Raw genomic sequence first — 22,086 nt, 5'->3', positions numbered from 1 at the left:
ATGACAGAAAAAGTAAAACACGCTGCCCCGCAGGCCACGGGCAATGATGAAATTGATATCGGACGCCTGATAGGCACGGTCATTGAGGCGAAATGGTGGGTTCTGGGGACGACAGCGCTGTTTGGCCTGGCGGCGGTGGTCTACACGCTGTTTGCCACTCCCATCTACAGCGCCGATGCGCTGGTACAGATAGAACAGAACGCCGGCAGCTCACTGGTGCAGGATATTAACTCGGCGCTCAACAGCAAACCGCCCGCCTCGGAAGCGGAGATCCAGTTGATTCGCTCGCGTCTGGTGCTGGGCAAAACAGTTGACGATCTGAACCTCGATATCAGCGTCACCAAAATCACCTTCCCGATCTTCGGCGCGGGTTGGGATCGCCTGATGGGACGGCAGAACGATACCGTTCATGTGGAAACCTTTACGCTGCCCGCCAGCATGAAAGAGCAGGTCTTTACGCTTGAAGTGCTGGGGCCGAAACAGTACCTGCTGACCAGCGACGGAGGCTTCAGCGCCCGCGGTGACGTCGGTCAACCGCTCAGCAAAGACGGCGTCACGTTGCTGGTGAGCGGTATTAACGCGGAAACTGGCGGCGAATTTACCATTACCAAATTCTCCACGCTGGGGATGATCAACAACCTGCAGAATAACCTGACGGTCACCGAAACAGGCAAAGACACCGGCGTCCTGAGCCTGAACTTTGTTGGCGAAGACCGTGAGCAGATCCGCACTATTCTCGACAACATCACCCGCAACTACCTTGAGCAGAACGTTGAGCGCAAGTCAGAAGAAGCGGGGAAAAGTCTGGCGTTCCTCGCCCGCCAACTGCCGGAAGTGCGAAGCCACCTTGATGTCGCTGAAAACAAACTCAACGCCTACCGTCAGGAAAAAGACTCGGTCGACCTGCCGCTGGAAGCGAAATCAGTGCTCGATTCGATGGTCAACATCGACGCGCAGCTTAACGAGCTGACCTTCAAAGAGGCGGAGATTTCCAAGCTCTACACCAAACGTCACCCGGCGTACCGGACACTGCTGGAAAAACGTCAGGCGCTGGAAGAAGAAAAGGCGAACCTGAATCAACGCGTGACGGCGATGCCGAAAACGCAGCAGGAGATTGTGCGTCTGACGCGTGATGTTGAGTCGGGCCAGCAGGTCTATATGCAACTGTTGAACAAACAGCAGGAGCTGAAGATTCAGGAAGCGAGCACCGTGGGTGATGTGCGCATCGTTGACCATGCAATCACGCAGCCTGGCGTGCTGAAGCCGAAAAAGGCGCTGATCATCCTCGGCGGCCTGATCCTCGGCCTGATGCTGTCCATTGTCGGCGTACTGCTGCGCGCGTTGCTTAACCGCGGTATTGAAAGCCCGCAGGCCCTGGAAGAGCAGGGGATCAGCGTTTACGCCAGCATCCCACTGTCGGAATGGCAGAAGTCCCATGACAGCGTCAAAACCATCCGCGGCGTTAAGCGCTACAAGCAGAGTCAGTTGCTGGCGGTGGGTAACCCGACCGACCTTGCGATTGAAGCGATTCGCAGCCTGCGCACCAGCCTGCACTTCGCCATGATGCAGGCGAAAAATAACGTCCTGATGCTGACCGGGGTGAGCCCGTCAATCGGTAAAACCTTTGTCTGCGCCAACCTGGCGGCGGTGATCAGCCAGACCAACAAGCGCGTGTTGTTGATCGACTGTGACATGCGCAAAGGCTATACGCATGAACTGCTCGGTACGACCAACGTCAACGGCCTGTCGGAGATTCTGGTGGGCAAAGCGGATATCGCGGGTTGTGCCAAAAAGACCGCCATCAACAATTTCGATCTGGTGCCGCGCGGTCAGGTGCCGCCGAACCCATCCGAACTGCTGATGAGCGAGCGTTTCGCCGAGCTGGTTAAGTGGGCGAGCAGCAACTACGACCTGGTGCTGATCGATACCCCGCCGATTCTGGCTGTCACCGACGCCGCCGTGGTCGGTCGTCTGGCTGGCACCACGCTGATGGTGGCGCGCTACGCGGTCAACACCCTGAAAGAGGTGGAAACCAGCCTCGGTCGTTTCGAACAGAACGGCATCGAAGTACGCGGGGTGATCCTCAACTCCATCTTCCGCCGGGCGACGGGTTATCAGGATTACGGTTACTACGAGTACGAATATAAGTCTGACAACAAATAAGTTTTCCCTTCTCCCTGACCCTCGTCCTGGAGGATGAGGGCAGGGCGAAGGGTCAGATACCAACCGGGGAACATAATGACCAATCATCGTCCGCTTATTTCAATCTATATGCCGACATGGAACCGGCAACAGCTGGCCATTCGTGCGATTAAATCTGTTCTTCGTCAGGATTATCCGCACTGGGAACTGATGATAGTGGATGACTGTTCCGCCTCGTTCGAACAACTGGCGCAGTTTGTCGCCGAACTGAACGATCCGCGCGTGAACTACACCCGTAATGATTTCAACTCCGGCGCCTGCGCGGTGCGCAATCAGGCGATTTTGCAGGCGAAAGGGCATTACATCACCGGCATCGATGATGATGATGAATGGACGCCGAACCGTCTGTCGGTCTTTCTCGAACACAAGCATCAGCTGACGACGCACGCTTTTCTCTATGCCGATGATTACGTTTGCGAGGGCGAAGTTTACTCACAACCGGCGAGCCTGCCGCTGTACCCGAAGTCGCCATACTCCCGCAAGCTGTTTTATAAACGCAATATCATTGGTAACCAGGTCTTTAGCTGGGCGTGGCGCTTTAAAGAATCACTGTTCGATACGCAACTGAAAGCCGCGCAGGATTACGACATTTTTCTGCGCATGGTGGTGGCGTATGGCGAACCGTGGAAAGTCGAAGAGGCGACGCAGATCCTGCACATCAACCACGGCGAAATGCAGATCACCTCATCGCCGAAGAAATTTTCCGGTTACTTCCATTTCTATCGCAAGCACAAAGATAAATTCGACCGTGCCAGCAAAAAGTATCAGCTGTTTACGCTCTATCAGATCCGCAACAAGCGTATGAAGTGGCGCACGCTGTTGACACTCTTTTCGCTGCGTAACGGCAAACGTCTGGCTGACGGGCTGCGGGGGAAATAATGCTACTGGAAGATTGCCGCGCAAACAGCTGGAGTTTGCGCCCCTGCTGCATGGTGCTGGCCTATCGCGTGGCCCATTTCTGTTCGGTGTGGCGCAAGAAAAATATCATCAACAATATTTGGGCCGCGCCGGTGCTGGTCCTGTACCGCATCATCACCGAGTGCCTGTTTGGCTATGAGATTCAGGCCGCTGCGACTATTGGTCGTCGCTTTACCATTCACCATGGCTATGCCGTGGTCATCAACAAAAACGTGGTCGCGGGCGACGACTTTACCGTGCGCCATGGCGTCACCATCGGTAACCGTGGCGCAGACAGCCTGACCTGTCCGGTGATCGGCAACGGTGTCGAGTTAGGCGCTAACGTCATCATTCTTGGCGCCATCACAATCGGTAATAACGTCACCGTCGGCGCGGGCAGCGTGGTGCTGGACGACGTGCCGGACAACGCGCTGGTGGTGGGCGAAAAAGCGCGAGTGAAGGTCATTAAATGAATATTTTACAATTTAACGTGCGTCTCGCCGAAGGCGGGGCTGCGGGCGTGGCGCTGGATTTACACCAGCGCGCGTTGCAAAAAGGGCTGCATTCACAGTTTGTCTACGGTTACGGCAAAGGCGGTAAGAAAAGCGTCAGCCATGATAGTTATCCGCAGGTGATCAAGCAGACAGCGCGCGTCACTTCAATGGCCAACCTGGCGCTGTTCCGTCTGTTCAACCGCGACCTGTTTGGCAATCTCAATAATCTTTACCGCACGGTGACCCGCACCCGCGGGCCGGTGGTGCTCCATTTTCATGTTCTGCACAGCTACTGGCTGAATCTCGACGAGGTGGTCAGCTTTTGCCAGAAAGTGAAAGCGCATAAAGGCGATGTGACCTTTGTCTGGACGCTGCACGATCACTGGAGCGTGACCGGGCGCTGTGCGTTCCTTGACGGCTGCGACGGCTGGAAAACCGGCTGTCAGAAATGCCCGACGCTGAGCAACTATCCGCCAGTGAAAATTGACCGCGCACATCAGCTGGTGGAAGGCAAGCGGCAGTTATTTCGCAACATGCTGGCTCTCGGTTGCCAGTTTATTTCACCCAGCCAGCACGTTGCGGACGCGTTTAACAGCCTGTACGGCGACGGGCGTTGCCGAATCATCAACAACGGCATCGACGTGGCGACCGAAGCGATTCTCGCCGAATTAACGCCGCTGACGGCGACGGCGGGTAAACCGAAAATCGCGGTGGTGGCGCACGATCTGCGTTACGACGGCAAAACCAGTCAGCAACTGGTGCGTGACATCATCGCGCTTGGCGAAGCCGTTGAAGTCCATACCTTCGGCAAGTTTTCACCTTTTGAGGGAAAAAACGTCATCAACCACGGTTTTCTCACCGACAAGCGCCAGTTGATGAATGAACTGAATCAGCTCGACGCGTTACTGTTTAGTTCCCGCGTGGATAACTACCCGTTAATTCTCTGCGAAGCGCTGTCTATTGGCGTGCCGGTGATTGCCACGCACAGCGAGGCAGCGCAGGAAGTGTTGCAGAAATCGGGCGGCCGGACGTTTGGCAACGACGAGGTGTTACAGCTGGTGACGCTGCCGAAAGCGGAACTGGCGCAGGCGGTGTTTGGCGATTCGCTGCAGGCGTTTCGCGACCGCAGCCGCAAGGCCTACAGTGGACAACAGATGCTGGAGGAATATGTCTCGTTCTATCAGAGTCTGTAGCTATCTGCTGCTGCCGTTAATCTACCTGCTGGTTAACGTCAAACTGGCGCAGTTGGGCGAGAGTTTTCCGATCACCATCGTGACCTTCCTGCCTGTGCTGTTGCTGTTGTATGTCGAACGCCTGAATCTGAAAAAGCTGATGATTGCGCTGGGCGCAGGTGCCGGACTGACCGCTTTCAACTATCTGTTCGGTCAGTCGCTGGATGCCAGCAAATATGTCACCTCGACCATGCTGTTTATCTACATCGTAATCATCATCGGCATGGTGTGGAGCATTCGCTTCAAAACCATCTCGCCACATAACTACCGCAAGATTCTGCGTTTCTTTTATGTGGTGGTGGGGTTGGTGGTGATGCTGGCGGCGGCAGAGATGGCGCAGATCATCCTCAGCGGCGGCAGCAGTTTAATGGAGTCGATTTCGAAATATCTTATTTACAGTAACAGCTATGTTCTGAACTTTATCAAATTTGGCGGTAAGCGAACCACCGCGCTTTATTTCGAACCGGCATTTTTTGCTCTGGCACTAATCTCAATTTGGCTCAGCATCAAACAGTTTGGTATCAAAACCCCAAAGACCGATGCTATGATTCTTGCAGGGATAGTTCTTTCAGGATCGTTTTCAGGAGTGATGACATTTATCCTGTTTTACCTGCTGGAATGGGCATTCCAGTATCTGAATAAAGAGGCGATTCGTAAGAAATTGCCGCTGGCGATTATCTCATTGGCTGTTTTTTTGCTGGGGGTGATTTTCGCGTTCCCGTATATTTCAACACGACTCGGCGATTTGGGCACTGAAGGTTCATCATCTTACTACCGAATTATCGGTCCGCTGGTGATGGTGGGCTATTCCCTGACCCATATTGATGGCGTGGTGCGTTTTGGTTCTCTTTACGAATATGTTGCATCATTCGGAATCTTTAACGGTGCCGATGTCGGTAAAACAATAGATAATGGCTTGTATCTGTTAATTATCTATTTTTCCTGGTTCGCGGTAATACTGACAGCATGGTATCTGGTTAAGATTGCAAAAATGACGATTAACGCCTTTGGCAATAACCAGAATTTCGGCGTGCAATTGTATCTTTTTACGCCACTGTCGCTGTTTTTTACCGGTTCAATATTTAGCCCGGAATATGCGTTTTTAATTGTGTGTCCTTTTATTCTGCGCAAAGCGTTGAATATTGTGCACAAAGTATGAGGTGGGAACGAATATGCTGCTGAGCATTATTACCGTGGCGTTTCGCAATTATGACGGGGTCGTGAAAACGAAAGCGTCACTGGCGCATCTGGCGCGCGAAACCGACCTCGATTTCGAATGGATTGTGGTGGATGGTGGCTCAACCGACGGTACCGCAGAATATCTGAAAAACCTTAACGGTGAGTACAACTTACGCTACGTCAGCGAACGCGACAATGGCCTGTATGATGCCATGAATAAAGGCATCGCCATGGCGCAGGGTAAGTTCGCGATCTTCCTTAATTCCGGCGACGTTTTCCATCAGGATATTGCCCATTTCGTTCGTCAGCTGGCGAACAAAAAAGACAATGCGATGTATATCGGCGATGCGCTGTTAGATTTTGGCGATGGCACGAAAATTCGTCGCGGGGCAAAACCGGGCTGGTATATTTATCACAGTCTGCCGGCCAGCCATCAGGCTATCTTTTTCCCGGTAACGGGACTGAAAAATCACCCCTACGATCTGCAATACCGTGTCTCATCGGATTACGCGCTGGCCGCCAGGATGTATAAATCGGGCTATCCGTTTAAGCGTGTGAAAGGTCTGGTTTCTGAATTCTCGATGGGCGGCGTATCTACCTCGAATAACCTTGAATTATGTCAGGATGCAAAAAACGTGCAGCGCAAAATATTGCGGGTGCCAGGCTTCTGGGCAGAATTGTCTTATTTAATGCGGTTGCGTACCACCGGTAAAACCAAAGCGTTATATAACAAAATATAAATATCGGGAAAACTTATGCAAGAGTTAAGCGGCTTCTCCGTGCCGAAAGGGTTCCGGGGCGGGAATGGTATTAAGGTGCAACTGTGGTGGGCTGTTCAGGCAACATTATTTGCCTGGTCGCCACAAATACTTTACCGCTGGCGCGCTTTCCTGCTTCGTTTATTTGGCGCAAAAATCGGAAAAAACGTAGTCATTCGTCCGTCGGTAAAAATTACTTATCCGTGGAAATTAACCCTCGGTGACTATGCCTGGGTCGGCGATGACGCGGTTTTATATACGCTTGGCGAGATAACGATTGGTGCTAATTCTGTCATCTCGCAGAAATGTTATTTGTGTACCGGCAGTCACGATTATTCCAGCGCGCACTTTGATATTAACGCGACGCCGGTTGTGATTGGCGAAAAATGCTGGCTGGCGACAGATGTGTTTGTCGCGCCGGGCGTGACGATTGGTGATGGCACCGTCGTTGGCGCACGCAGCAGCGTATTTAAATCGCTACCGGCAAATGCGATTTGCCGTGGCAACCCCGCAGTGGTGACGCGCGAACGCGTGGTAACAACTCAACCCTGATAAAACAGAGGAATATAATTATGTCAAAAGTCGCTCTCATCACCGGCGTAACCGGACAGGATGGCTCGTATCTGGCAGAACTGCTGCTGGAAAAAGGGTATGAAGTTCATGGGATTAAACGTCGTGCTTCCTCGTTCAACACCGAACGCGTTGATCACATTTATCAGGATCCGCATACCAGCAACCCGAAATTCCACCTGCATTACGGCGACCTGACGGATACCTCCAACCTGACCCGTATCCTGCAGGAAGTGCAGCCGGATGAAGTGTACAACCTGGGCGCCATGAGCCACGTTGCGGTTTCTTTTGAATCCCCGGAATACACCGCCGACGTTGATGCGATGGGTACCCTGCGTCTGCTGGAAGCCATTCGCTTCCTCGGTCTGGAAAAGAAAACCCGCTTCTATCAGGCCTCCACGTCTGAACTGTACGGTCTGGTGCAGGAAATTCCGCAGAAAGAGACCACGCCGTTTTACCCGCGCTCTCCGTATGCCGTAGCGAAACTGTACGCCTACTGGATCACCGTTAACTACCGTGAATCCTACGGCATGTACGCCTGCAACGGCATTCTGTTCAACCATGAATCGCCGCGCCGTGGCGAAACCTTCGTGACCCGCAAAATCACCCGCGCGATCGCCAACATCGCGCAGGGTCTGGAGAAGTGCCTGTATCTCGGCAACATGGATTCCCTGCGTGACTGGGGTCATGCCAAAGACTACGTCAAAATGCAATGGATGATGCTGCAACAGGATCAGCCGGAAGATTTCGTCATCGCCACCGGCGTGCAGTATTCCGTACGTCAGTTTGTCGAAATGGCGGCAGCGCAACTCGGTATCAAACTGCGCTTCGAAGGTACTGGTGTGGACGAGAAAGGGATCGTGGTTTCCGTTACGGGTCACGACGCGCCGGGTGTAAAACCGGGTGATGTGATGGTGGCTGTGGATCCGCGTTACTTCCGTCCGGCGGAAGTGGAAACCCTGCTCGGCGACCCGACCAAAGCACACGAAAAACTGGGCTGGAAACCGGAAACCACCCTGCAGGAAATGGTTTCTGAAATGGTGGCTAAAGATCTGGAAGCGGCGAAGAAACATTCCCTGCTCAAATCCCACGGCTACGAGGTCGCCATCGCGATGGAGTCCTGATCCATGACCAGAAAACGTATTTTTGTGGCGGGCCACCGGGGGATGGTGGGCTCGGCCATCGCCCGGCAGCTTGAGCAACGCGATGACGTGGAGCTGGTTCTGCGCACCCGTGATGAGCTCAACCTGCTCGACAGCAACGCAGTGAATGCGTTCTTTGAAGCAGAACGCATTGACCAGGTGTATCTGGCGGCGGCGAAAGTAGGCGGTATTGTCGCCAACAACACGTACCCAGCGGATTTCATCTTCGAGAACATGATGATTGAGAGCAACATCATTCACGCCGCACATATGCACAACGTGGATAAGCTGTTGTTCCTTGGCTCCTCCTGCATCTACCCGAAACTGGCGAAACAGCCGATTCCGGAAAGCGAACTACTACAGGGCACGCTGGAAGCGACGAATGAGCCCTATGCGATTGCCAAAATCGCCGGGATCAAACTGTGCGAGTCTCACAACCGCCAGTACGGTCGCGACTACCGCTCCGTGATGCCGACCAACCTGTACGGGCCGAACGATAACTTCCACCCGAGCAACTCGCATGTGATCCCGGCGCTGCTGCGCCGCTTCCACGAAGCCACGCAGGAGAATGCGCCGGATGTGGTGGTGTGGGGCAGTGGTACGCCGATGCGTGAGTTCCTCCATGTTGACGACATGGCGGCAGCGAGCATCCATGTGATGGAACTCGACAGCGAGGTGTGGAAAGAAAACACCCAGCCGATGTTGTCGCACATTAACGTCGGTACCGGCGTTGACTGCACCATTCGCGAACTGGCGCAAACTATCGCGACGGTGGTGGGCTACAAAGGCCGCATCGTGTTTGATGCCTCGAAACCAGACGGTACGCCGCGCAAGTTGCTGGACGTGTCGCGTCTGCATCAACTGGGCTGGTATCACGAAATCACCCTTGAGGCAGGGCTGGCCAGTACGTACCAGTGGTTCCTTGAAAACCAGCAGCGTTTCCGGGGGTAACCATGTTTCTTAAGCACGAAGATTTTGCCACCGTGGTGCGTTCAACGCCGCTCATCTCTATTGATTTGATCGTCGAGAACGCGCGTGGGGAATTTCTGCTCGGGAAACGCAATAACCGTCCGGCACAGGGCTACTGGTTCGTGCCGGGCGGGCGCGTGCAGAAGGACGAGACGCTCGCTGACGCCTTTGCCCGTCTGACCGATGCGGAGCTGGGCCTGCGCCTGCCGATGTCGGCAGGGGAGTTTTACGGTGTCTGGCAACATTTCTATGACGACAATTTTTCCGGCACCGATTTCACCACCCACTATGTGGTGCTCGGCTTCCGTCTGAAAGTGGACGCAGACGCGCTGAATTTACCGGTCGAACAGCATAACGACTACCGCTGGCTGACGTCAGCGGAACTGCTGGCCGCCGATAACGTGCACGACAACAGCCGCGCCTACTTCCTCGTGGAGAAGCGCGCTGAGGTGCCGGGACTATGAAGATTCTGGTTTACGGCATTAATTATTCTCCCGAGCTAACCGGCATCGGCAAATACACCGGGGAGATGGTTGAGTGGATGGCCCGTCAGGGCCATGAAGTGCGGGTGATCACCGCACCGCCTTACTACCCGGAATGGAAAGTCGGCGAACGGTATTCCGCCTGGCGCTACCGCCGGGAAGAGGGTGACGCCACCGTCTGGCGCTGCCCGCTGTATGTGCCGAAACAGCCTTCAACGCTGAAACGATTATTGCATCTCGGCAGTTTTGCGCTCAGTAGCTTTTTCCCGCTGATGGCTCAGCGACGCTGGAAACCAGACCGCATTATCGGTGTGGTGCCGACGCTGTTCTGCACACCGGGCATGCGCCTGCTGGCGAAACTTTCCGGGGCGCGTACGTTACTGCATATTCAGGATTACGAAGTTGATGCCATGCTCGGTCTCGGTATGGCCGGAAAGAGCAATGGCGGCAAAGTGGCGAAACTGGCCAGCGCCTTTGAGCGCAGCGGCCTGCACCACGTCGACAACGTCTCCACGATTTCTCGTTCGATGATGAACAAAGCGCAGGAGAAAGGCGTTCCTGCGGAGAAAGTGATTTTCTTCCCCAACTGGTCAGAAGTGGCGCGTTTTCGCGACGTCAGCGCGACGCAGGTGGCGGTATTGCGCGAACAGCTGGGATTACCTGCCGATCAAAAAATCATTCTTTATTCCGGCAACATCGGGGAAAAGCAGGGGCTGGAGAGTGTCATTGACGCTGCTTCGCAACTGCAACACCAGCCATGGCTGTTTGTGATTGTCGGGCAGGGCGGCGGAAAAGCGCGGCTGGAAAAGCTGGCGGCAGAACGCGGTTTAAACAACGTGCGCTTTTTGCCGCTACAACCGTATGAAGCGCTGCCCGCGCTACTGAAAATGGGCGATTGCCATCTGGTTATCCAGAAACGCGGCGCCGCTGATGCGGTGCTGCCGTCGAAGCTGACGAACATTCTCGCGGTCGGCGGCAATGCGGTGATCACCGCCGAGGCGGAAACCGAACTGGGGCAGTTATGCAACGCCATTCCCGGGATCGCGGTTTGCGTCGAGCCGGAGTCCGTTCCGGCGCTGGTGACAGGAATTGAACGCGCGCTGGCGCTGCCGAAAGAGAACCGGCTGGCGCACGAGTACGCTGAACGCACGCTCGAAAAAGAGAACGTGCTGAGCCAATTTATTGCTGATATTCGGGGTTAAACAATGAGTCAGTCACAGTTATTTCCCGTCGTGATGGCCGGTGGCTCCGGCAGCCGTTTATGGCCGCTGTCCCGTGTGCTTTATCCCAAACAGTTTCTCTGCCTGAAAGGGGAACTGACCATGCTGCAGGCGACGATTAACCGTCTCAACGGCGTGGAATGCGAAAGCCCGGTGGTGATCTGCAACGAGCAGCATCGCTTCATCGTGGCCGAACAATTGCGTCAGCTCAACAAGCTGACGGAAAACATTATTCTTGAACCGGCAGGACGCAATACTGCCCCGGCGATCGCCCTGGCGGCGCTGGCGGCAAAACGCAGTTGTCCGGATAACGATCCGCTGATGCTGGTGCTGGCGGCGGATCATGTCATTCAGAATGAAGATGCCTTCCGCGCTGCGGTGCGCGACGCGATGCCCTACGCGGAAAGCGGCAAACTGGTGACCTTCGGCATCGTGCCGGATCTGCCGGAAACCGGCTACGGCTACATTCGCCGCGGCGAGGTTTGCCCTGGCGAAAAAGATGCGGTGGCGTTTGAAGTGGCGCAGTTTGTCGAAAAACCGAATCTTGATACTGCGCAGGCGTATGTCTCCAGCGGTGAATATTACTGGAACAGCGGCATGTTCCTGTTCCGCGCCGGACGTTACCTCGAAGAGCTGAAAAAATACCGCCCGGATATTCTCGACGCCTGCGAAAACGCCATGAACGTGACGGACCCGGATCTCGACTTTATTCGCGTCGAAGAAGCGGCGTTCCTCGCCTGTCCGGAAGAGTCTGTCGATTATGCGGTGATGGAACGCACGGCGGACGCGGTGGTGGTGCCGATGGACGCAGGCTGGAGCGATGTCGGCTCGTGGTCTTCGCTGTGGGAAATCAGCGCCCATACCGCCGAAGGCAATGTGCATCATGGCGATGTGATCAGCCATAAAACTGAAAACAGCTATGTGTATGCGGAATCTGGTCTGGTGACCACCGTCGGAGTGAAAGATCTGGTCGTGGTGCAGACCAAAGATGCGGTGCTGATTGCGGATCGCAACGCTGTGCAGGATGTAAAAAAAGTGGTGGAGCAAATTAAAGCCGATGGTCGCCACGAGCACCATATCCACCGTGAAGTGTATCGCCCGTGGGGGAAATATGACTCCATCGATTCCGGCGAACGCTATCAGGTGAAACGCATTACCGTGAAGCCGGGTGAGGGACTCTCATTACAGATGCACCACCACCGTGCGGAGCACTGGATTGTGGTGGCCGGTACCGCCAAAGTCACTATCAATAATGAAATCAAATTGTTGGGAGAAAACGAGTCGATTTATATCCCGCTCGGTGCGACCCACTGTCTGGAAAACCCCGGGAAGATCCCGCTCGACCTGATTGAAGTCCGCTCCGGCGCGTACCTCGAAGAGGATGACGTCGTGCGATTTGCGGATCGGTACGGACGCGTTTAGCGCGCATTACCTTGCCCGGTGGCGCTGCGCTTACCGGGCCTACGGAGTGGCGCATCGCCATCCGGCGATGAAAACAACTCAATAAAAAATGACCTGCGAGGGTCAGGGCTCACTGTTGCCTGAAAAAGGGTAAAACCATGACAAAATTGACCTGTTTTAAAGCCTACGATATTCGCGGCAAGCTGGGTGAAGAGTTGAATGAAGATATCGCGTGGCGCATTGGCCGCGCGTATGGCGAATACCTGAAACCGAAAACCATCGTCCTCGGCGGCGATGTGCGCCTGACCAGCGAAACGCTGAAACTGGCGCTGGCAAAAGGCCTGCGCGACGCGGGCGTTGACGTGCTCGACATCGGCCTGTCCGGTACCGAAGAGATTTACTTTGCCACATTCCACCTCGGCGTGGACGGCGGCATTGAAGTGACCGCCAGTCACAATCCGATGGACTATAACGGCATGAAGCTGGTGCGCGAAGGCGCGCGCCCCATCAGCGGCGACACCGGCCTGCGCGACGTGCAGCGTCTGGCGGAAGCCAATGATTTCCCGCCGGTAGATGAAACGAAACGCGGCAGCTATCAGAAAATCGACCTGCGTGATGCCTACATTGACCACCTGCTCGGCTACATCAATACCCGCAACCTGACGCCACTGAAGCTGGTAATTAACTCCGGCAACGGCGCGGCAGGCCCGGTGATTGACGCCCTGGAAGCCCGCTTCCAGTCCCACAATGTGCCGGTGACCTTCATTAAGGTCCATAACACGCCAGATGGCAATTTCCCCAACGGTATTCCGAACCCGCTGCTGCCGGAATGCCGCGCCGATACCCGCAACGCCGTCATTGAACATGGCGCGGACATGGGTATCGCCTTTGACGGTGATTTCGACCGCTGCTTTCTGTTCGATGAAAACGGCCAGTTCATTGAGGGCTACTACATTGTTGGCCTGCTGGCGGAAGCGTTCCTTGAGAAAAACCCTGGTGCGAAGATCATTCACGACCCGCGTCTGTCCTGGAATACCGTGGATGTGGTGAGTGCCGCGGGCGGCACGCCGGTGATGTCCAAAACCGGTCACGCGTTTACTAAAGAGCGCATGCGCCAGGAAGACGCCATCTACGGCGGCGAAATGAGCGCCCATCACTATTTCCGAGATTTTGCCTACTGCGACAGCGGGATGATCCCGTGGTTGCTGGTCACCGAACTGTTGTGCCTGAAGGGGCAGACGCTCGGCGAACTGGTGCGCGACCGCATGGCAGCGTTCCCGGCGAGCGGCGAAATCAACAGCACGCTGGCGGAACCTGCGGCAGCCATTGCCCGGGTCGAACAGCACTTCGCTCAGGATGCGCTGGAGATTGACCGTACCGACGGCATCAGCGTGGCGTATGCCGACTGGCGTTTCAACCTGCGTTCATCGAACACCGAACCGGTGGTGCGACTGAACGTGGAATCACGCGGCAATCCGGCGCTGATGGAAGCGCGAACAAAGGACATTCTGGCGCTGTTGAAACAGTAAATCCTTCCCCTCCCGGACGGGAGGGGGATCTCTGAACAGGAACAACGATGACGACTCTAAGAAAGCGCGAGCGAGCCAAAACGAATGCATCGTTAATCTCAATGGTGCAGCGATTCTCTGACATCACCATCATGGTCGGTGGCCTGTGGGTGGTGTGTAAGGGAGCGGCACTGCCCTTTCTGTATATGCATTTGCTGATGGCGTTGATTACCCTGGTGGTCTTTCAGATGATCGGCGGCATGACCGATTTTTACCGCTCATGGCGTGGCGTACGCATCTCGACGGAACTGCTGTTACTGCTACAAAACTGGACGCTGAGTCTGGTGTTCAGCGCCGGGCTGCTGGCGTTCAACGATGATTTCAACAACAGCTTTGGCATCTGGCTGGCGTGGTATTTACTCAGCACCACCGGCATGGTGGTGAGCCGGGCGTTTATCCGTTCCGGTGCGGGCTGGCTGCGCAATCAGGGTTATAACACCCGTCGCGTGGCGGTGGCCGGTGATTTACCGGTCGGGCAGGCGTTGCTCGACAGCTTCCGCAATCAGCCGTGGTTAGGTTACGAAGTGATCGGCACTTATCACGATCCCAAACCGGGTGGCGTGGGCGCCGACTGGGCCGGAAATACTCAGCAACTGCTCGAAGATGCCCGAGCGGGCAAGATCCATAACGTCTATATCGCCATGCCGATGCGTGACGAATCCTGCATCAAAAAACTGGTTCGCGACCTTGCCGATACCACCTGTTCGGTGATCCTGATCCCCGATGTTTTCACCTTCAATATTCTCCATTCCCGCGTGGAAGAGGTGAACGGCGTACCGGTGGTACCGCTGTACGACACGCCGCTGTCGGGCACCAACCGGGTGCTGAAGCGCCTGGAAGATATCGTCCTTTCTGCTTTCATTTTGCTGCTGATCTCCCCGGTGCTGTGCGCGATTGCCCTCGCCGTGAAGCTGAGTTCGCCCGGCCCGATCATCTTCCGCCAGACCCGCTACGGCATGGACGGCAAGCCGATCATGGTGTGGAAATTCCGTTCCATGCGGGTGATGGAAAACGACAAGGTGGTGACTCAGGCGACGCAGAACGATCCGCGCGTCACGAAAGTGGGGAACTTCCTGCGCCGCACGTCGCTTGATGAGCTGCCGCAGTTCATCAATGTGCTGACGGGGGGGATGTCGATTGTCGGCCCGCGTCCGCATGCGGTGGCACATAACGAACAGTATCGCCCGCTGATTCTGGGCTACATGCTGCGTCACAAAGTCAAACCAGGGATCACCGGCTGGGCGCAAATCAACGGCTGGCGCGGCGAGACCGACACGCTGGAAAAAATGGAAAAACGCATTGAGTTCGATCTCGAGTACATCCGCGAATGGAGCCTCTGGTTCGATATCAAAATTGTTTTTCTGACGGTGTTCAAAGGCTTTGTTAACAAAGCGGCGTATTGAGGTAGCGGCATGAGCCTGAGAGAAAGAACCATCAGCGGCGCGAAATGGTCGGCAATGGCGACCATCGTCATTATCGGCCTCGGCCTGGTGCAGATGACCGTACTGGCGCGGATCATCGATAACCACCAGTTTGGTCTGCTGACGGTGTCGCTGGTGATCATCGCGCTGGCCGATACGCTGTCGGATTTTGGCATTGCCAACTCCATTATCCAGCGTAAAGAGATCAGCCATCTGGAGCTCACCACGCTGTACTGGCTGAACGTCGGGCTGGGGATTGTGGTGTTTGTCGCCGTCTTTTTGCTGAGCGATCTGATTGCTACCGTACTGAACAACCCGGACCTGGCGCCGCTGATGCGTACGCTGTCGTTCGCGTTTGTGGTCATTCCGCACGGGCAGCAGTTCCGCGCGCTGATGCAAAAAGAACTGGAGTTCAACAAAATCGGCATGATTGAAACCTCCGCCGTGCTGGCGGGGTTTACCTTTACGGTCGTCACCGCGCACTTCTGGCCGGTGGCGATGACCGCCATTCTGGGGTATCTGGTCAATAGCGCCGTGCGGACGCTGCTGTTCGGCTGGTTCGGTCGCAAGATTTATCGCCCCGGTCTGCATTTTTCGCTGGCGTCCGTTTCCTCCAACCTGCGCTTTGGTGCCTGGCTGACGGCGGACAGCATCATCAATTACGTCAATACCAATCTCTCCACCCTGGTGCTGGCGCGTATTCTCGGTGCCAGCGTGGCGGGCGGTTATAACCTGGCTTACAACGTGGCGGTGGTGCCGCCGATGAAGCTCAACCCGATCATCACCCGCGTGCTGTTCCCGGCGTTTGCCAAAATTCAGGATGACACCGAAAAACTGCGCGTGAACTTTTACAAGTTGCTGTCGGTGGTGGGGATTATCAATTTCCCGGCGCTGTTGGGGCTGATGGTGGTCAGCAACAATTTCGTGCCGCTGGTGTTTGGTGAGAAGTGGGCGGGCATCATCCCCATTCTGCAACTGCTGTGCATCGTCGGGCTGCTGCGCTCGGTAGGTAACCCGATCGGCTCGTTGTTGATGGCGAAAGCACGCGTCGATATCAGCTTCAAATTCAATGTCTTTAAAACGTTTCTGTTCATTCCCGCCATCGTCATTGGGGGCCACCTTGCCGGGGCACTGGGCGTGACGCTCGGTTTCCTGCTGGTGCAAATCATCAACACCGTGCTCAGCTATTTCGTGATGATCAAACCGGTGCTTGGCTCAAGCTACCGCGAGTACATCCTGAGCCTGTGGCTGCCGTTTTACCTCTCGCTGCCGACACTGGTGGTTAGTTACGCGCTGGGCATCCTGCTCAATGGTCACTTGCCGTTGTCGCTGCTGCTGGCGGTGCAGATTGCCGCAGGAGCGCTGGCGTTCCTGGTGATGATAGTGCTGTCGCGTAATGCGCTGGTGGTGGAGATGAAACGCCAGCTGTGCCGCAACGAAAAAATGAAAACCCTGCTGCGCGCAGGGTGAGAAGAACCCCCTTTTCAGAGGTCACTATGAAATTACTGATTCTTGGCAACCACACCTGCGGCAACCGTGGTGATAGCGCCATTCTTCGTGGGTTGCTCGACGCGATTAACACACTCGAGCCGGATGCGGATGTGGACGTGATGAGCCGCTACCCGGTGAGCTCGTCCTGGCTGCTCGACCGCCCGGTGATGGGCGACCCGCTCTATTCGCAGATGAAACAGCACAACAACGCCGCGGGTGTGATGGGGCGGGTGAAGAAAATGCTTCGCCGCCGCTATCAGCACCAGGTGTTGCTCTCGCGGGTGACCGACAGCGGCAAACTGCGCAATATCGCCATCGCCCAGGGGTTTACTGATTTTGTCCGTTTGTTGTCCGGCTACGATGCCATCATTCAGGTCGGCGGTTCGTTTTTTGTCGATTTATACGGTGTGCCGCAATTCGAGCATGCGCTCTGTACGTTCATGGCAAAAAAACCGCTGTACATGATTGGTCACAGCGTCGGGCCGTTCCAGCAGCCACAGTTTAACCAACTGGCGAATTATGTTTTTGGTCATTGCGATGCGCTGATCCTGCGGGAATCCGTCAGCCTCAACATGATGAAACGCAGCGACATCGACACCGCAAAAGTTGAGCAGGGCGTCGATACCGCCTGGCTGGTGGATCACCATGAGGCGGATTTCGTCGCCAGTTACGCGGTGCAGCACTGGCTGCAGGTGATTGCGCAGAAGAAAACGGTCGCCGTGACGCTACGCGAGCTGGCTCCGTTCGATAAGCGCCTCGGCACCACTCAGGAGGCGTATGAAAAAGCGTTCGCTGAAGTGGTGAATCGCATTATTGACGATGGCTATCAGGTGGTGGCGCTTTCGACCTGCACCGGTATCGACAGTTACAACAAAGATGACCGCATGGTGGCGCTGAATCTGCGCAAATACCTGCGTGATCCGTCGCAATACCACGTGGTGATGGACGAACTGAACGATCTGGAGATGGGGAAAATCCTCGGCGCCAGCGAACTGACCGTCGGCACGCGCCTGCATTCGGCGATTATCTCCATGAACTTCGGTACGCCAGCCATCGCGATTAATTACGAGCACAAATCGGCGGGCATTATGCAGCAACTGGGGATGCCGGAAATGGCGGTGGATATTCGTCATCTGCTGGACGGCAGCCTGGGGGCGATGGTCGGCGATACGCTGGGCCAGCTTGCGGCGATTAACGAACGGCTGGCGCAGGCAGTCACCGCTGAACGCGCGACAGGCATGAAAATGGTGCAATCAGTACTGGCGCGGATCGGGGAGGTGAAATGAAGGTTGGGTTCTTCTTACTGAAATTTCCGCTCTCGTCAGAGACTTTCGTCCTTAACCAGATCGTGGCGTTTATCGAGATGGGGTATGAGGTGGAGATTGTTGCGCTGCAAAAAGGCGACCTGACCAATACGCACGCGGCTTACACAAAATATCAACTGGCGGAGAAAACCCGCTGGCTGCTGGATGAGCCGGAAGGCCGGGCGGCAAAACTCAAGTACCGGGCGCTGCATACCGCACGTGGCCTGACGCGCCAGGCGACCTGGAAAGCGCTGAACGTCCGGCAGTACGGCGACGAGGCGCGCAATCTGATCCTCTCCGCCATTTGCGGCATGATGCCGGAGCCTGTACGTGCGGATGTGTTTATCGCACACTTTGGCCCGGCGGGCGTGACGGCGGCCAAACTGCGCGAGCTGGGTGTGCTGCAGGGCAAAATCGCCACCGTGTTCCACGGCATTGATATTTCCAGCCGCGAGGTGCTCAACCATTACACGCCGGAGTATCAGCAACTGTTTCGCCGTGGCGACCTGATGCTGCCGATAAGCGATCTCTGGTCACACCGCCTGCAGACCATGGGGTGCCCGGCGCAAAAAATCGCCGTCTCGCGCATGGGGGTGGATATGGACCGCTTTGCGCTGCGTCCGCTGAAAACCCCCGGCGATACTCTGCAGATCATCTCCGTCGCCCGTCTGACCGAGAAAAAAGGGCTGCATGTGGCCATTGAAGCCTGCCGCCAGTTGAAAGAGCAGGGGGTGAATTTTCACTATCGCATTCTGGGTATCGGCCCCTGGGAGCGCCGCCTGCGGACGTTGATCGAACAGTATCAGCTGGAAGATGTCGTTGAGATGCCGGGATTCAAGCCGAGCCATGAAGTCAAAGCCATGCTGGACGAGGCGGATGTCTTCCTGCTGCCGTCTGTCACTGGCGCCGATGGTGATATGGAGGGGATCCCCGTCGCGCTGATGGAAGCGATGGCGGTAGGCATTCCGGTGGTTTCGACGCTCCACAGCGGTATTCCTGAACTGATCGATGCCGATGAATCCGGCTGGCTGGTGCCGGAAAACGATGCCAGCGCACTGGCTGAACGTCTGCGCGATTTCTGTGCCATCGACCCGGATGCTCTGCAACCGGTGGTACAACGCGCCCGCCAGAAGGTCGAAACTGAATTTAATCAGCAGGTCATTAACCAACAGCTGGCGAGCCTGCTATACGCGCTTTAAACCCGGCTCGCCTGACGGGCCGGGGCATACCAGAGAGGAACTATGCCTGACAACAGACTCACACTCTCCCGCCGTCGTTTTCTCTCGGCAGGCTCCGCCCTTGCCGCTCTCCCGTTACTTCACGCTCCTGCCGCCCGCGCTATTGGCGGCAGCGAGTCCGCTGATATCCGCGACTATGTTTCAAATAATGACTGGATCCGCGCCTTTCGGGACGCATTCGCTGCAGTGGATGTGGTCGATGTTCCGGCGGGTGTGGTGTGCGATAACATCAACACCGGCATCATCATGCCGCCGGGCAAAACGCTGCAGGTGCTGGGAGCGCTGAAAGGCAACGGGCGAGGGCGCTTTGCCCTGCAGGACGGTTGCAAAATCATCGGTAAAGACGGGGGGAGTCTCTACAATATCGCCCTTGATGTGCGCGGCTCTGACTGTACGATCCAGGGGATTGCGATGAGCGGCTACGGCCCGGTGATGCAGATCTACATTGGCGGCAAAAAACCGGCGGTGATGCGTAACCTGACCATCGATAACCTGACCGTGACCAAAGCCAATTACGCGATTCTGCGGCAGGGGTTTCACAACCAGATGGACGGCGTAAAAATCACTAACTGTCGCTTTAGCGACCTGCAGGGCGATGCCATTGAATGGAACGTCGCGATTAACGATAAGAACATCCTCATTTCCGATCATGTCATCGACAACATCAACTGCACCAATGGCAAGATCAACTGGGGCATCGGGATCGGCCTTGCGGGTAGTACCTACGACAATACTTACCCTGAGAACCAGGCGGTAAAAAACTTCGTCGTCGCCAATATTACCGGTAGCAACTGCCGCCAACTGGTGCATGTCGAAAATGGCAAACACTTTATTATCCGTAATGTAAAAGCGAAAAATATTCTGCCATCGTTCAGTAAACAGGCAGGCATCGATAATGCCACGGTGGCGATTTATGGCTGTGATAATTTCGTTATTGATAATGTCGATATGGTCAATAGCGCCGGGATGCTAATTGGTTATGGCGTTATCAAAGGTAATTATCTTTCCATTCCGCAGAATTTTCGCCTGAATAATATCCAGATGGATAACAGCCAACTGGCATATAAGGTCCGCGGTATCCAGATTTCCTCAGGAAATGCCCGGTCGTTTGTCTCCATTACCAACCTGGATATGAAGCGTGCGTCACTGGAGCTGCACAATAAACCGCAGCATATCTTTATGCGAAATATCAACGTCATGCAGGACGCCGAGCGCGGCCCGGCGCTGAAGATCAATTTCGACATGCGCAAAGATGTGCGCGGCAAGTTTATGGCGCGCCAGGACACACTGCTGTCGCTGGCAAACATCACGGCGGTTAACGAGAAAGGGCAGCGTTCGGTAGATATCGATCGGGTGGATCAGCATGTAGTGAATGTGGATAGATTGAATTTTGCACTGCCTGGGAAATGATTTCCGAACATTCCTGGAGGCTTAAGCCATTTCTCAGATTTGCGCTGAAGAATAAGCCGTTTTTTAAGGGGTAGAATAGAAAAAATCATACTGGATTAACGCGGTTTAAAGACTATAATTATTCAACCATTTACAGGTGGACATGCGATGATGAATTTGAAAGCAGTAATTCCGGTAGCGGGTCTGGGCATGCATATGCTGCCAGCCACTAAAGCCATTCCAAAAGAGATGCTGCCGATCGTTGACAAGCCGATGATTCAATACATCGTCGACGAAATTGTTGCTGCAGGGATCAAAGAAATCGTTCTGGTCACTCACGCTTCAAAAAACGCGGTTGAGAACCACTTCGACACCTCTTACGAACTTGAATCACTGCTCGAGCAGCGCGTTAAGCGCCAGTTGCTCGCTGAAGTACAATCTATCTGCCCGCCGGGCGTGACCATCATGAACGTCCGTCAGGGGCAACAGCTGGGCCTGGGGCATTCTATTCTGTGTGCACACCCGGTTGTCGGTAATAACCCGTTTGTTGTCGTACTGCCGGACATCATCATTGATGAAGCCACCGCTGACCCGCTGCGCTATAACCTTGCGGCGATGGTGGCGCGCTTTGAAGAGACCGGTCGCAGCCAGGTACTGGCGAAACATATGCCAAGAGACCTCAACGAATATTCTGTGATTCAAACCAAAGAGCCGCTGGAAATCGAAGGTAAAGTCAGCCGCATCATTGAGTTCGTTGAAAAGCCAGACGAGCCGCATACGCTGGATTCCGACCTGATGGCTGTAGGCCGCTATGTGCTTTCTGCCGATATCTGGGCTGAGCTTGAGCGTACCGAACCCGGTGCCTGGGGCCGTATTCAGTTAACCGATGCCATCGCTGAACTGTCGAAAAAACAACCGGTTGACGCGATGCTGATGACGGGCCAGTCTTACGATTGTGGTAAGAAACTGGGCTACATGCAGGCGTTCGTTCAGTATGGGCTGCGTAACCTGAAGGAAGGGGCGAAGTTCCGTAAAGGCATTGAGAAGTTGCTAGCGGAGTAAGCCAGACAGAGTGTCATGAAGCCCCTCATAAACGGCAGCGGAATTTGGATTATGGCGCAAGCATGAT

Annotated in this window: 19 protein-coding genes; all 19 read left to right on the top strand. The window is 55.2% G+C overall.

The features are described from left to right. The 19 genes from wzc to galF all read left to right on the top strand — a co-directional run bounded on the left by wzc (position 1) and on the right by galF (position 22,019). Positions 1-2,163, top strand: coding sequence for a tyrosine-protein kinase Wzc (gene wzc / locus QMG90_RS13935; protein WP_283280235.1), 2,163 nt, complete (start codon positions 1-3; stop codon positions 2,161-2,163). 75 nt (positions 2,164-2,238) lie between these two features. Further along, positions 2,239-3,081, top strand: coding sequence for a colanic acid biosynthesis glycosyltransferase WcaA (gene wcaA / locus QMG90_RS13930; protein ID WP_283280234.1), 843 nt, complete (start codon positions 2,239-2,241; stop codon positions 3,079-3,081). After that, positions 3,081-3,572 carry a colanic acid biosynthesis acetyltransferase WcaB gene (gene wcaB / locus QMG90_RS13925; RefSeq protein ID WP_283280233.1) on the top strand — a complete coding sequence of 164 codons (492 nt, stop codon included), beginning with the start codon at positions 3,081-3,083 and terminating at the stop codon, positions 3,570-3,572. Before wcaA ends, wcaB begins: the two co-directional genes overlap by 1 nt. Beyond that, the gene (gene wcaC / locus QMG90_RS13920) at positions 3,569-4,786 is read left to right on the top strand and encodes a colanic acid biosynthesis glycosyltransferase WcaC (protein WP_283280232.1); all 1,218 of its coding nucleotides are present in this window, start codon (positions 3,569-3,571) and stop codon (positions 4,784-4,786) included. Before wcaB ends, wcaC begins: the two co-directional genes overlap by 4 nt. Next, complete coding sequence (gene wcaD / locus QMG90_RS13915; RefSeq protein WP_283280231.1) at positions 4,761-5,984, top strand: colanic acid polymerase WcaD; 1,224 nt, start codon at positions 4,761-4,763, stop codon at positions 5,982-5,984. The genes wcaC and wcaD overlap by 26 nt, the downstream gene beginning before the upstream one ends. A gap of 13 nt (positions 5,985-5,997) precedes the next feature. Further along, positions 5,998-6,744: a colanic acid biosynthesis glycosyltransferase WcaE gene (wcaE, locus tag QMG90_RS13910; RefSeq protein WP_283280230.1), complete on the top strand. Its 747-nt coding sequence runs from the start codon at positions 5,998-6,000 to the stop codon at positions 6,742-6,744. Between the two features lie 15 nt (positions 6,745-6,759). Continuing rightward, a complete protein-coding gene (gene wcaF / locus QMG90_RS13905; RefSeq protein WP_038162864.1) occupies positions 6,760-7,314 on the top strand; it encodes a colanic acid biosynthesis acetyltransferase WcaF in 555 nt (184 codons plus the stop codon). Positions 7,315-7,334: 20 nt separating this feature from the next. Next, positions 7,335-8,456: a GDP-mannose 4,6-dehydratase gene (gene gmd, locus QMG90_RS13900; RefSeq protein WP_283280229.1), complete on the top strand. Its 1,122-nt coding sequence runs from the start codon at positions 7,335-7,337 to the stop codon at positions 8,454-8,456. Between the two features lie 3 nt (positions 8,457-8,459). Continuing rightward, positions 8,460-9,425, top strand: coding sequence for a GDP-L-fucose synthase (gene fcl, locus QMG90_RS13895; RefSeq protein ID WP_283280228.1), 966 nt, complete (start codon positions 8,460-8,462; stop codon positions 9,423-9,425). Positions 9,426-9,427: 2 nt separating this feature from the next. Then, a complete protein-coding gene (locus tag QMG90_RS13890; protein WP_283280227.1) occupies positions 9,428-9,907 on the top strand; it encodes a GDP-mannose mannosyl hydrolase in 480 nt (159 codons plus the stop codon). Beyond that, positions 9,904-11,127: a colanic acid biosynthesis fucosyltransferase WcaI gene (wcaI, locus tag QMG90_RS13885; protein ID WP_283280226.1), complete on the top strand. Its 1,224-nt coding sequence runs from the start codon at positions 9,904-9,906 to the stop codon at positions 11,125-11,127. Before QMG90_RS13890 ends, wcaI begins: the two co-directional genes overlap by 4 nt. A 3-nt stretch (positions 11,128-11,130) precedes the next feature. Further along, positions 11,131-12,567 carry a mannose-1-phosphate guanyltransferase gene (gene cpsB, locus QMG90_RS13880; protein WP_283280225.1) on the top strand — a complete coding sequence of 479 codons (1,437 nt, stop codon included), beginning with the start codon at positions 11,131-11,133 and terminating at the stop codon, positions 12,565-12,567. A 137-nt stretch (positions 12,568-12,704) separates the two neighbouring features. Next, positions 12,705-14,075: a colanic acid biosynthesis phosphomannomutase CpsG gene (gene cpsG, locus QMG90_RS13875; protein ID WP_283280224.1), complete on the top strand. Its 1,371-nt coding sequence runs from the start codon at positions 12,705-12,707 to the stop codon at positions 14,073-14,075. A gap of 47 nt (positions 14,076-14,122) precedes the next feature. After that, positions 14,123-15,517 (top strand): undecaprenyl-phosphate glucose phosphotransferase, encoded by a 1,395-nt coding sequence (wcaJ, locus tag QMG90_RS13870; RefSeq protein WP_283280223.1) that lies wholly within the window; start codon positions 14,123-14,125, stop codon positions 15,515-15,517. A 9-nt stretch (positions 15,518-15,526) separates the two neighbouring features. Then, positions 15,527-17,005, top strand: a complete 1,479-nt coding sequence (gene wzxC / locus QMG90_RS13865) for a colanic acid undecaprenyl disphosphate flippase WzxC (RefSeq protein WP_283280222.1) — start codon at positions 15,527-15,529, stop codon at positions 17,003-17,005. A 26-nt stretch (positions 17,006-17,031) separates the two neighbouring features. Next, complete coding sequence (gene wcaK, locus QMG90_RS13860) at positions 17,032-18,312, top strand: colanic acid biosynthesis pyruvyl transferase WcaK (protein WP_283280221.1); 1,281 nt, start codon at positions 17,032-17,034, stop codon at positions 18,310-18,312. Continuing rightward, positions 18,309-19,529 (top strand): colanic acid biosynthesis glycosyltransferase WcaL, encoded by a 1,221-nt coding sequence (gene wcaL, locus QMG90_RS13855; RefSeq protein WP_283280220.1) that lies wholly within the window; start codon positions 18,309-18,311, stop codon positions 19,527-19,529. Before wcaK ends, wcaL begins: the two co-directional genes overlap by 4 nt. A 42-nt stretch (positions 19,530-19,571) precedes the next feature. Beyond that, positions 19,572-20,978 (top strand): colanic acid biosynthesis protein WcaM, encoded by a 1,407-nt coding sequence (gene wcaM / locus QMG90_RS13850; protein WP_283280219.1) that lies wholly within the window; start codon positions 19,572-19,574, stop codon positions 20,976-20,978. Positions 20,979-21,125: 147 nt separating this feature from the next. Further along, the gene (galF, locus tag QMG90_RS13845) at positions 21,126-22,019 is read left to right on the top strand and encodes a UTP--glucose-1-phosphate uridylyltransferase GalF (protein ID WP_283280218.1); all 894 of its coding nucleotides are present in this window, start codon (positions 21,126-21,128) and stop codon (positions 22,017-22,019) included. Positions 22,020-22,086: the final 67 nt, after the last annotated feature.

It is taken from the genome of Trabulsiella odontotermitis (genome assembly GCF_030053895.1).
In the GTDB taxonomy this organism is placed as follows: Bacteria; Pseudomonadota; Gammaproteobacteria; order Enterobacterales; family Enterobacteriaceae; genus Trabulsiella; species Trabulsiella odontotermitis_C.
Note: the sequence above shows the minus strand (reverse complement) of the source record. Positions and strands in the feature narration are given on the sequence as shown.